Annotated in this window: 10 protein-coding genes; 6 read left to right on the top strand and 4 right to left on the bottom strand. The window is 52.4% G+C overall.

What is annotated here, in order from left to right; all coding sequences use genetic code 11:
• Both KKD83_10455 and KKD83_10450 read right to left on the bottom strand, forming a co-directional pair.
• Window positions 1–544, bottom strand: a 544-nt coding sequence (locus KKD83_10455) for a TlyA family RNA methyltransferase (protein ID MBU2536565.1), incomplete at its 3' end; no start/stop codon positions are given.
• 124 nt (window positions 545–668) lie between these two features.
• Window positions 669–917 (bottom strand): hypothetical protein, encoded by a 249-nt coding sequence (locus KKD83_10450; protein MBU2536564.1) that lies wholly within the window; start codon window positions 915–917, stop codon window positions 669–671.
• A 197-nt stretch (window positions 918–1,114) separates the two neighbouring features.
• Between KKD83_10450 and KKD83_10445 the strand changes: the two genes are divergently transcribed.
• Entirely contained in the window at window positions 1,115–2,056 is a 942-nt protein-coding gene (locus KKD83_10445; GenBank protein ID MBU2536563.1) for a hypothetical protein, read from the top strand.
• A gap of 18 nt (window positions 2,057–2,074) precedes the next feature.
• On the opposite strand, the gene mfd is transcribed toward KKD83_10445, so the two are convergent.
• On the bottom strand, window positions 2,075–5,536 hold the full coding sequence (gene mfd / locus KKD83_10440; protein MBU2536562.1) for a transcription-repair coupling factor: 3,462 nt from the start codon (window positions 5,534–5,536) through the stop codon (window positions 2,075–2,077).
• 211 nt (window positions 5,537–5,747) lie between these two features.
• Between mfd and proB the strand changes: the two genes are divergently transcribed.
• The 4 genes from proB to KKD83_10420 all read left to right on the top strand — a co-directional run bounded on the left by proB (window position 5,748) and on the right by KKD83_10420 (window position 10,205).
• Complete coding sequence (gene proB / locus KKD83_10435) at window positions 5,748–6,896, top strand: glutamate 5-kinase (protein ID MBU2536561.1); 1,149 nt, start codon at window positions 5,748–5,750, stop codon at window positions 6,894–6,896.
• Between the two features lie 11 nt (window positions 6,897–6,907).
• Entirely contained in the window at window positions 6,908–7,183 is a 276-nt protein-coding gene (locus KKD83_10430; GenBank protein MBU2536560.1) for a hypothetical protein, read from the top strand.
• Between the two features lie 31 nt (window positions 7,184–7,214).
• Window positions 7,215–8,819 (top strand): restriction endonuclease, encoded by a 1,605-nt coding sequence (locus tag KKD83_10425; GenBank protein ID MBU2536559.1) that lies wholly within the window; start codon window positions 7,215–7,217, stop codon window positions 8,817–8,819.
• 111 nt (window positions 8,820–8,930) lie between these two features.
• The gene (locus tag KKD83_10420) at window positions 8,931–10,205 is read left to right on the top strand and encodes a glutamate-5-semialdehyde dehydrogenase (protein ID MBU2536558.1); all 1,275 of its coding nucleotides are present in this window, start codon (window positions 8,931–8,933) and stop codon (window positions 10,203–10,205) included.
• A 9-nt stretch (window positions 10,206–10,214) separates the two neighbouring features.
• Here KKD83_10420 and rph read toward each other — a convergent pair whose 3' ends face one another.
• A complete protein-coding gene (gene rph / locus KKD83_10415) occupies window positions 10,215–10,940 on the bottom strand; it encodes a ribonuclease PH (GenBank protein ID MBU2536557.1) in 726 nt (241 codons plus the stop codon).
• A 318-nt stretch (window positions 10,941–11,258) separates the two neighbouring features.
• Between rph and KKD83_10410 the strand changes: the two genes are divergently transcribed.
• Entirely contained in the window at window positions 11,259–12,029 is a 771-nt protein-coding gene (locus KKD83_10410) for an RNA methyltransferase (protein MBU2536556.1), read from the top strand.
• The last annotated feature ends 258 nt before the right edge of the window (window positions 12,030–12,287 follow it).

Below are 12,287 nucleotides of genomic sequence, written 5' to 3'. Positions count from 1 at the left end.
CTCCCCTCCCCACCTCCTCCCGCTTCGCCTCGAACTGGGGCTTGATAAGCACCAGCAGAACGCCGTCATCTTTGAGCAATTCGAGTGTAGCAGGTATGACCTTGGTCACCGATATAAAAGAAAGGTCGATGGTCGCCAGGTCGACCTTTTCCGGCAGCGATACGGGATAGCGGGCGTTTATTCTCTCCATGACCACCACCCGCGCGTCCTGTCTCAGGCGGTAGTCCAGCTGCCCGTAGCCCACGTCTATGGCGTATATTTTTGTCGCTCCGCGCTGCAGCAGGCAGTCGGTGAAGCCCCCGGTGGAAGCCCCGATGTCCGCCGCCACCACCCCCGAAACATCCATCTGGAAAGCGTCGAGCGCGTGCGCCAGCTTGATGCCCCCCCTGCTGACGTAGGGCAACGACTCTTTTACGGTAATTTCAACGTCCTCGCTGATAAGCGTGCCCGACTTGGCGGCTGGCCTTCCGTCGATTAAAACCTCGCCGGCCATGATAAGCGCCTGGGCTTTGGCACGGCTTTCCGCCAGCCTCCTCTCCACCATCAGGGTGTCAATGCGCTTTTTGGCCACGATTAAAGTTTAGCACAATAAATCATCTGCTTTCAGTGATTTAAGTAACAAAAAAAGAGGGGTCTTGCCTCTCTGAAACGCCTGCCTGCAGATTATTCTATTTCTTTTCTTTCTTGGCCCTTTTGGCCCCGGCTTTGGCCCTTTTCTTTTCCGCTTTGGCCTTTTCTTTCTCTATCTCAAGCTGAATTGTCTCTGGGGTAACCAGCGGTGCTGTGACTGCGGTTTCCTGAGATTTCTTTTTATGGACACGCTCGATTATCATCATGGCCAGGTAGCGCCCAAAGTAGCCGACAAATCCCGCCGCCAGCACTATCCCCACCCATTTTAAAATTTCTACAAAGTCCATACGGGAGTATTATAGCAGATTATTTTTACCCTGATTAGCTACCTTACCCCCTTTGTCCCCCTCTCCTTCAAAGGAGAGGGGGAGAGAAAGAAAAAGAGGGGCTTCCGCCCCTCTTAGACTGCCATCTTCACATGAAATCTATGGCTAGGATAATACCACAATAGTGTTATAATAGATTATAGGCATTGGAATATAAAATGGGCGTCTTGGATATATATTCTAAACGCAAGCGATTACTGGAAAAAGCGGGACAGCCAGATGTATATACGTATAACGATTTACCAGACGGTCTACGAGTCCAAGTTATACATATATGGCGAGATACTTTAGGACGTTACAAACCTCATTATAATGATGATGCTATCCCTAATAAAAATTGGGTTTGGATACATGATAAATTCTGTAGGGAACTCGGTCTTTTAACATTAGACCCTCCCCGAGATAATGCATTCAATAAATGTTGCGAGTATATACTGCATGAGTCGGATGTGGACAATGTCCTATCATTAATTGAGTTGTCCTTTAGTTTCATTGACTTAGTTTGGCGCGATCGATTTTATATTTATAAAGATGATGCTGACGCCACACAAGACCCTGATGATGCTATCGAAGAACTAAACGACAGATTTAAAGAACACGGAATTGGTTATCAATATGTAAGTGGCAGGATTATTACGGTAGACTCTCAATATATACATACTGAAGTTGTGCGCCCTGCAATCTCACTTCTTCATGAGGCAGGGTTTGAGGGAGCTTCTGAAGAATTTCTCAAGTCGCATGAGCATTACCGTAAAGGTAGAAACAAAGAAGCAATCGCTGAAGCACTTAAGGCCTTTGAAAGTACAATGAAATCAATCTGTACTTCTATGGGCTGGGAATTCCACCCGAACGCAACAGCCAAACCTCTACTGGATATTTGCTTTTCAAAAAATCTTATTCCTCAAGCTCTTAGCAGTCACTTCGATTCTTTAAGATCAACTCTTGAAAGCGGACTTCCAACCGTGAGTAACAGGCTGGCAAGGCATGGGCAAGGGCAGAAAAAAGTAATAGTTCCAGATCATATTGCTGCCTATGCACTCCATCTTACAGCAACAAATGTTGTTTTTTTAGTCGAATCATATGCTAGACTGAAGAAATAGCCCATTTTATTCACATATTTACACCGTCTTCCCCACCACTCCCCCCAGCACCTCCTTCCACTCCTTCCCTATCCTTCTTAAGTTAAGAGAAATCTGCGTATGGCCCACCCTGACCCCGTCTCTTATAATCGGTTCAAGTTTCTGGCGGTCGAAGGGCAGGCCCTCAAAGCGCCTTATCACTATCTGGCCGTGCTCGGTGGCCACGGACTCGATGCCGGCTGTGGCGGCCAGCAGCTTTATCCTCACCGCGTAGAGCAGGTTCTGCACTTCCTCGGGTAAAGCCCCGAAGCGGTCGAGGAACTCCTGCGCCAGCGTATCAATCCGCCCTAATTCCTCCACCTTGACCAGCTTCTGGTACATTCCCAGTCTGGTCTCGAGGTCGGGCACGTAGTCCTCGGGGATGTAGGCGTCCAGGGGCAGGTTAATGGACGGGGTGGGGAGGCGGGGTGGCTTCACCTCTTCTTTAACGCCCGCCAGCTTCGCCTTCTGCGCCTCCACCGCCTCGGCTAGCAATCTACAGTACAGGTTGAAGCCGATGGCGGTGATGTACCCGCTCTGCTTCGTCCCCAGCAGCGTGCCCGCGCCCCGTATTTCAAGGTCTTTCATGGCGATGTTGAACCCGGCGCCGAGCTCCGTGGCTTCGTAAATGGTGCGCAGGCGCCTCTGCGCTGTGGGCGTCAGGCGCTTTTCCCTGTCATAGAGAAAGTAGGCATGGGCCAGGTTGGCGCCGCGCCCCACCCTGCCGCGCAGCTGGTAGAGCTGCGTCAGGCCAAATTTGTCCGCCTGGTTGACAATCAACGTGTTGACGTTGGGCATGTCCAGGCCCGACTCGATAATCGTGGTGCAGACGAGCACGTCGCTCTTACTCTGCGCGAAGTCGGCCATCACCGTTTCCAGCGCATCCTCCGGCATCCGCCCGTGCGCGATGGCGAACCTTGCTTCCGGCACCAGCGTCTCCAGCTTCTGCGCGATAAGTCCAATGCTCTGCACCCGGTTGTGCACGAAGAAGACCTGGCCGTCTCTCTCCAGCTCGCGGAGGATGGCTTCGCGGATGAGCCGGTCGTTGTACTCGGCGACGTATGTCTTTATGGGCAGGCGCTCATCGGGGGGCGTCTCCATGGTGCTCATATCCCGCACCCCCACCAGCGACATGTGCAGGGTGCGGGGAATGGGGGTGGCGCTGAGCGTGAGCACATCAACCTCGCGGCGCATCTTCTTCAGATATTCCTTGTGGTTGACGCCAAAGCGCTGCTCCTCGTCAATTATCAACAGACCAAGGTCGCGAAAACGGACGTCCTTCTGCAAAAGCCGATGGGTGCCGATGCAGACGTCAACCCGACCTTCCGCCATCCCCTCGATTATCTCATTTTGCTCTCCCGGCGATTTAAAACGGCTCAGCGCTTCTATCCTCACCGGGAAAGCGTCAAGTCGCTCCCGGAACGTGGCATAATGCTGCTGCGCCAGCACCGTGGTCGGCACCAGCACCGCCACCTGCTTGTTGTCCATCACCGCCTTGAAAGCCGCCCGGATGGCGACCTCCGTCTTGCCGTAGCCGACATCGCCGCAGACGAGGCGGTCCATCGGTTTCCTCTTCTCCATGTCCCCCTTGACATCGTGCTGCGCCTCCATCTGGTCGGGCGTCTCGACATAGGGAAAGGAAGCCTCCATCTCTTGCTGCCACAGCGTATCGCGTGAGAAAGCAAAGCCGGGCACCACTTCGCGCGTTGCGTATAAAGCCAGCAGTTCCTGGGCCAAGTCTTCAGCAGCTTCTTTAGCCCGCTGCTTGGTACGACTCCACTCCTGCGTGCCCAGTCGGCTCAGCACCGGCGGTCGGTCGCCCGCGCCGATATAGCGGCTGACACGGTCGATCTGATCGGTGGGAACATAGAGTCGGTCGCCGGCCGCGTAGCGCAGGACCAGATATTCCCTTTCGTTGCCGTCGCGGCGCAGCGTCCTGACCTCGGTGAACTTGGCGATGCCGTGCTCCACATGCACCACGTAGTCGCCCGGCGCAATGTCGACGAAGAGCTTTTGCCGTGGCACCGGGTGCTTTTTCACCTGCCGTCGCTGCTTGACGAAGCCGAAAATCTCGGCATCGGTAAAAAGGTAGGTCTCGCCGTTCATCACCCAGCCCTCGGCGAGCGAGCCCTGGACCAGCGTCAGCGAGCCTGGTGATGGCGCCTCTTTGATTTCAGACACTGGCACCGAGATTATGTCCTCTTCTTCCAGCAGTTCGGAGAGACGGCTCGCCTGGTGGCTGACAACTACTACTTTACGTTTCTGTTCTATAAGCTGTTTTACCCTTCGGCAGAATGACGGCAGCTGCCCGGCATAGTTCGGGGCCGGGGCGAAATCCAGACGCAAAGATTCCTCGTTGTCGCCCCAGGTGGTGAGGACAAGGCATTCTCTGTTATCAAGTTTTTCTTTGACCTCTTCCCAGCTAAAATAGGTGTGGGGGAAATCGCGCGGCAGCTCTCCCTTCCCCAGCTTTTCCATCCGCATCTGCTCGGCTTCAGCCTGCAGTTCTTCCATTGCCTGTTCAATACTTTGCGGCTCATCGAGCATCAGAATGGCATCCCGGGATAAGTAGTCAATTAAGCTGTCTTGGTTGAACAATGAAGCATAAAACTGGCTATTAGGCGGCCTCTGTCCCTCAAGCAGCGTGGCGATTTCCTGCTTGTACTGCTCACGCGCCTCCGTGTTCAGGTTCGCCAGGTCCAGGCTGCGGAGAATGCGCTCCAGCTCCGATTTCCTGCTCTGCAATGGCGCCAGCATTTCCGTGGCCGGCGCCACCGATATCGACTCTATCTTTTCCAGAGAGCGCTGGTTTTCCGGGGCAAAAAGCCGGATGCTCTCCACGGTATTGCCGAAGAATTCCAGCCTGGCGGGCAGCTCGCTGGTGAGAGGGTAGATATCGATAATGCCGCCGCGATGGCTCACCGTGCCGGGAACCTCGACCACTCCCTCCATCTGATAGCCACTGTCTGTCCAACGGCGCAGGAGCCGGTACGGCTCGATATCCATTCCCACTTTTATTGTGCTGCAGGCAGCGGCAAAGTCATGATAAGACACGGTCTTCATCATCAGCGCCGGGGCCGAGGCAATTATAAGGGGTGGTTCTGCTGGCTCTTCACCCATTTGGCAGTTGGCCAGCATTGATAGTACCCGGACCCGTTCCAGTTCAGTGGTGGCGTCGGATGTGACACGCTCATAGGGCAAAGCGTCCGGCTCGGGAAAAACTCTGACTGCGGTACTGGTCCACGCGGAAAGCTGTTCGGATAGTTTTTTAGCGTGCCCGGGCTGGGCAGTCACCACCAGAATAGGCTGCTGCCATTGCCGATTCAGTGCCGCGATAAGGTAAGGCTTGGCGGCATCGAGCAAAACGAGTCCTCTGCCCTGGACCTGATGCGGCCCGGCGATTATTAACTGGCCGTATGCCGGCATATCTTCAATTAAGCTCAGCAATCGAGTTAAATCCATTGGCCAATAAGTTTCCCAAATACCTTTAGGGCTCGTCGGAAACGACCAGCCCTCCAGTCAATTCTAACATTGCTGCTAACGCTTCTCAAATGTGTTTTCGGCCTTCCATTGAATTCATAATGCAATGATTTAACAACATTGTAATCTCACTTAACTTGCCCAGCGTGCTTCAGGTTGCTATAATGTAACAAATTACCTTAACTGGTATGAAATGGGCGGAAATAACGGAACGGATTCAAAATCGATTGACCAATGCTGTCAACGGATGGTGGTCAAACTCGGCACCAGTCTGCTCACCGGCGGCAGTGACCGTTTGGACCGTGCTATGATGTCCCGGCTGGTCGCTCAGGTGGCACAGTTGCACCAGCAAGGGGTGGAAATGCTCGTTGTTTCTTCGGGGGCCATGGCGGCCGGTCGCCACCGCCTCAACTTGACGCGAAAGATCAAAAACATTCCCTTCAAACAGGTGCTCTGCTCTGTGGGCCAGAGCCACCTTATGCATATCTATGAGGAGCTTTTCAGCCGGTATAATATCCCTGTGGCCCAGGCACTGCTCACCAAAGCTGACCTCTCCGACCGCTCCGGATACCTCAATGCCCGCAACACACTGCTCGCCCTGCTCCAGCTCAGGGTGATTTGCATTGTCAACGAAAACGACGTCGTGGCGGTCGATGAGCTGGATGAGGCCAAGTTCGGGGACAATGATAACCTCTCAGCTATGGTAGCCAATCTGGTCGACGCCGACCTTTTACTGCTGCTAACGGACACCGCCGGCCTGCACACCGCCGACCCGCGGCACGACCCCGGTGCCCGGTTAATCTCCGAGGTAGAGCGCATCGATGGTGAGATTGAACGCCTGGCTGATAAGGCCGGGGCGCTGGGCATCGGCGGGATGGTCACCAAAATTGAAGCCGCCAAGTTGGCCACTGCCTCCGGTGTAACCGTGATTATTGCCGACGGCAGGGAACCGGATATTATCTTGAGGCTGGCTCGAGGGGAAAAAGTTGGCACCCGCTTTTTACCGACCACTGCCAAACTTGAGAGTCGGAAGCGCTGGATGTTGAGTGGCCTGTGCATTAGCGGTAAACTGGTGGTGGATGCCGGGGCCGCTACAGCGCTGAAGAAGCAAAATCGTAGTCTGCTCGCCGCCGGCATCAAGGAAGCCAAAGGCGACTTCGACCGCGGTGACCTGGTCGATATCTATGACGCCGAGGGCCTGCACCTCGGCTGCGGTCTGGTTAATTACAGTTCCAGCGAGGTCGAGCTCATTAAAGGTACTCATTCCGGAAAAATTGCCACGCTGCTCGGTACTGACTTCGGGCCAGAAGTGGTGCACCGGGATAACCTAGCTGTTCTTTAGGAGGTAGTAAAGTGACTATTGGCAAGTTATACCGAGTTAGCGACAATGAATTCATCACTGAAGTCAATTACAAGTTTCAAGATGAATCCGAGACTGGCTGGTGGGGAGAACTCACTCTCACCGATTACAAACGAATCAATGATACCGATATTCACATCATTGAACTGGCCGATATGCGCAGAGGCAGATGTCGCCTCAGGAAGCGGGTGAACCGGGCGGTGAGCGGCATCCCGCCCCGTTATGTGTATCAATTTACCGGCATGAGCGCTTTGCAGCAACCGGAATAATTTTTAAATAATTTGGGGGAGGAGGTGGGATATGAAGACAAACGTTCTTTACTTCGGTGATAATCTTGAAATCCTGCGTAATCGGGAATATTTCCCAGACGAATGTGTTGACCTGATATACCTTGACCCTCCTTTTAACAGCAAAAAAGATTACAATATTTTATTCAAGGAAAACAGCGGCATTGAGTCTGAAGCACAGATTAAAGCCTTCACCGATACCTGGCACTGGACACAGTCAGCAGAAAACACCTATCACGATATTGTGGTTAACGGCCCGCTTAATGTGGGAAAGCTCATCGGTGCACTTCATGACACCATCGGTCATAATGACGTTATGGCTTATCTGGTGATGATGACAGCGCGTCTGATTGAGTTACACCGCGTTTTAAGACCTACTGGCTCTCTTTACCTCCACTGCGACCCAACCGCCAGCCATTACCTTAAATTAGTACTTGACCAGATATTTGGGGTAGTTAATTTTAAAAATGAGATTGTATGGAAGCGTACAAGTGCTCATAGCGACCCAGGTCGATACGGAGCAAACATTGACATCCTCCTATTTTATACAAAAGGTGAAAGGTGGATATGGAACCAAGTTTTCCGCCCACATGAACAAGAGTATATAGCAAGATTTCGCAACAAAGACCAAGACGGAAGGTTATGGAGTGATTACGACCTTACCGCCAAGGGGCTGTCAGGTGGCGGTTATGAATACGAATACAAGGGTGTTAAGTCTCTATGGCGATGTCCAATTGAGACAATGAAACAACTAAATGCTGAGGGAAGATTACATTTTACTAAAGCGGGAGGAATACGACTTAAGCGTTATTTAGATGACACTAAGGGCACTGTTCTTCAATGCTTGTGGGAAGATATTCCACCTATAAACTCCCAAGCAAAAGAGCGACTCGGCTATGATACACAAAAGCCTCTTGCTCTGCTTGAACGCATAATAAAAGCCAGCTCAAATGAAGGTGATATTGTCCTTGACCCCTTCTGTGGATGTGGCACAGCGCTGGTAGCCGCTCAGAAGCTAAAAAGACGCTGGATAGGAATTGACATTACCCATCTAGCTGTTAACTTGATGCGAAACCGCCTTAAAGATACTTTTGGTATTAAAGCCGAGGTTATTGGTGAGCCTGTGGACCTGGCTGGGGCTAAAGCATTAGCTCATCAGACGGACAGGTATCAGTTCCAGTGGTGGGCACTTGGCCTTATTGGAGCGAGGCCGTTAGGCGAGAAAAAGAAAGGTGCTGATAAAGGTATTGATGGTATCATACAATTCATTGATGGCACTGACAGCAGTGTAAAACGGGTAATTGTTCAGGTAAAGAGCGGGCACGTGGGAGTGAACGCCATTCGTGAATTAAAAGCTGTTGCCGCCAATGAAGCCATCGGTGTTTTTATCACGCTTGATTCTCCTACTGAACCGATGAAGGTTGAAGCTATAGATGCAGGCTTTTATCACTCCCCAATATGGAAAAAGGATTATCCCAAAATACAGATACTAACGGTAGAGGAACTACTGAAAGGTAAAACAGTTGATATGCCACCGCAGGAGCAGACGAGCGTTACCTATACCAGAGCAAAAAGAATTTCAATACCAGAAGGCGAACAGCTTTCTCTAGAGGACTAAAAAGGGAGTTATAGAGGGGCGAAGCCCCTCTCAAAACTAATTCCCCCTCCCTTTTAAGGGAGGGGGACAAAGGGGGTGGGTTTCCCCACAGTGACAACCAGAGGTGTGAATATGAACTCAGCCATTGCGGAACTGGAAGCCAAGGGAAGAGCCGTCAAGGAAGCCTCAAAACGCCTGGCCTACCTCTCCACGGACATCAAGAACAGGGCGTTAAATAATATAAGCCGCGACCTGCTGGCCAGAAAAGACGAGATACTGGCAGCCAACAGAGAGGACTATAAAGAGGCGGAGGCATCAGGTATGAGCGCTCATATGCTCGACCGCCTGATGCTGAACGAGAGCCGTCTTGAGGCAATCGCCAGCGACGTGCTCAACGTGGCGGCACTGCCCGACCCCGTCGGTGAGGTTTTCGATATGCGCACCCAGCCCAACGGGCTGCAGATCGGGAAGAAACGGGTGCCGCTGGGTGTCATCGGGGCCATTTACGAGAGCCGCCCCAATGTGACCATTGATATCTCCTCGCTTTGCCTGAAGTCCGGCAACGCGGTGCTCCTCAGGGGAGGCAAAGAGGCCATCCGCTCCAACAGCGCCCTGGCCAGTGTGGTGCAGGACGCCTCGTTAAATGCCGGAATGCCCGACGGTACCGTCCAGTTCGTGGAAAACACCGACCGGGCCCTCGTCGACCATATGCTGACGATGAACGATGTCATCGATTTGATTATACCGCGGGGTGGTGCCGGACTCATCCGCTCCGTGGCGGAAAAGGCCTGCATGCCGGCGGTTACCGGCGGGATAGGCGTCTGCCATACCTACGTTGACAAAAGCGCCGACGTGGACAAGGCTGTCGCCATTGCCTACAACGCCAAGGTGCAGCGGCCAACGGTCTGCAACGCTCTGGACACGCTGCTGGTGCACGCTGGCGTCGCCGGGTACTACCTGCCCTTGATTGCCGCCGAACTGGCCAAAGCCGGCGTAGAGATGCACTGCGACGAACGTGCCCTGGCGGTGCTGAAAACACAATCCGGACTGAAGCTCGTTCCGGCAGTGGATGAGGACTGGGGCAAAGAATTTCTGTCTCTGATAGCCGCCATCAAGGTAGTTGATTCTCTCGATGAGGCGCTGGAGCATATTGAACGTTATGGCTCCGGTCACTCCGAAGCCATTGTGACCGAGGATTATTCCGCAGCCATGCGCTTTCTCAATGAAGTTGATGCCGCCTGCGTCTACGCTAATGCCAGCACCCGTTTCACCGATGGGGCACAGTTCGGTCTGGGGGCAGAGGTTGGCATCAGCACTCAGAAATTTCACGCCCGTGGACCCCTGGGACTGAAAGAGCTGACCACATATAAGTGGATTATCTACGGCAGCGGTCAGGTAAGACCATAGATTGGCCACTTACTTATGTTTCTCGAGGGCAATTTGCTGAATCTGGAAGAGCTGTTGAATCCCCGTCTCAGCCAGGGAAATCAATTCCTCAATAGTCTTTCTTGAGAACGGCTTGCCCTCGGCGGTGCCCTGTACCTCGACGAACTCACCTTTGTTGGTCATAACCACGTTGAAGTCAACCGAGGCATTAGCGTCCTCGTCATAGCACAGGTCCAGCATCATATTATTGCGCACGATGCCAACGCTGGTTGCCGCCACCGCACTCTTGAGCGGCACCGAAGAGATGATTCCCATGTTGGCAAGGTTATGGAGAGATTTGTGAAGCGCAACGTAGGCACCGGTAACGGCGGCGGTTCTCGTGCCACCGTCAGCCTGAAGGACATCGCAATCGACAATCAAAGTCCGTTCGCCGAGAGCAGAGAGGTCGGCCACTGCCCTTAATGAGCGCCCGATGAAGCGCTGAATTTCCTGATTCCTGCCTCCTACCCTCCCCATTGAAGAATCGCGCGGGGTGCGGGTCACCGTGGCCCGGGGCAGCATGGCATACTCCGCGGTTATCCACCCCGTCCCGCTGTTTTTAAGGAAGTTGGGTACACGGTCCTCCACGCTGACCGAGCACAGCACCTGGGTCTTTCCCAGCTCGATAAGCGCCGAGCCCTCGGCATAGAGTAAAAAACCGGGCGCGATGCTTACCGGCCGGAGCTCGTTATAGGCACGTCCATCGGCTCTCTTCACCTGAAGCCTCCAAATCTACTGACAATATGTCAGAGTATAGCATCGATGATTTGTAATGGCAATTTAAGCAGGGTTTAGGGTGCAGACTGCAAAACGATTCTGGGCCGGTGGGTGGGAAATATTACCTTCTCTACCTCACCCCCTTTATCCCCCTAGCGAACGGATAATCGGCACCCCCGGGGATTGTTATTGCGGAAAGTAGTCAGTGCTGGGTTTGTAAAGTTCACTGAAAGGGGGATACCGTGATATTATTAAAGAGCATTTCAATGACTGACGGCAACACTGCTGTATATAGAGGGTGAAGATACTGTGTTACTCATGCCCGATGACAGAACCATTGTGCTAAAGCCTATCAAATGGTACAAGAATCTTGCCACAAGAAAGGGGCGGCTTGAAGCCGAAGCATTTCTCATCGAAGGGGACAGGACCATCAAACAGATAATCAGTAGTAATCCAGATGATATAATTGAAATTGTATCCACAGAGGAACTATCTCCCTTTTACCATAAATACTCTAAGCGCCTTGTCACTGATAGCCAGTTACGCTCGATCTGCTCCACAAAGACGCCTCAGGGAATCATTGCTGTCGTCCGTCTACCCCTGGATACGTACTCTGACCAACTGCCAGACAACTTCGGTGCTAAAATCCTACTGCTTGAAGATGTTCAAGACCCGGGAAATGTGGGTACTCTCATCCGCACTGCCGTAGCCTTTGATTTTTCTGGGGTTATCCTGACAGAAAAATGCGCCGACCCCCTATCTCCAAAATGTGTTCAGTCAACTGTTGGTACAGTGTTATCTTTATGGATCAGAAGAACCTCCCGTTATCTGGAGCTTGTAGAGAAATTGAAACATAATGGATACTCCCTCGTAGCTGCAGATCTCGGTGGCGCGGAAAACCCTTCGGTTCTTCAATGCCAGAATAAGCTCCTGCTTGCATTGGGCAACGAGGCATCTGGCCTTTCGGACTCAGTGCTGAACGTGTCCAATCATAGATTAAGAGTACCCACAATCCGGGGGAAAGCAGAATCGCTGAATGTAGCGGCTTGCGGTGCAATCTGCATGTATCTGAGCTATCATAAATATTGAGCCTATCATCGAGTGACCAGTCTTCGCCGTTTCAACCAACCACGTATTACCTTTGATGAAAGCTCAGGACCGTTATCCGATTACATAACAGATTATCAATCTACTAGTCACACCTTCTGGCTGATTAGTATAAGGGTTGGTGGCTCTTGGCTAGAATAGAGGAGTGTGTGAAGGCACACTAAATATCTAGCATAGGAGGAGCCATCGAATGAAAAATAGCACAGCGAAGAAACTCAAGCAAGTTCCAGAAGGGTATCT

Source organism: Chloroflexota bacterium (assembly GCA_018829775.1).
Lineage (GTDB): Bacteria > Chloroflexota > Dehalococcoidia > Dehalococcoidales > RBG-16-60-22 > E44-bin89.
Note: the sequence above shows the minus strand (reverse complement) of the source record. Positions and strands in the feature narration are given on the sequence as shown.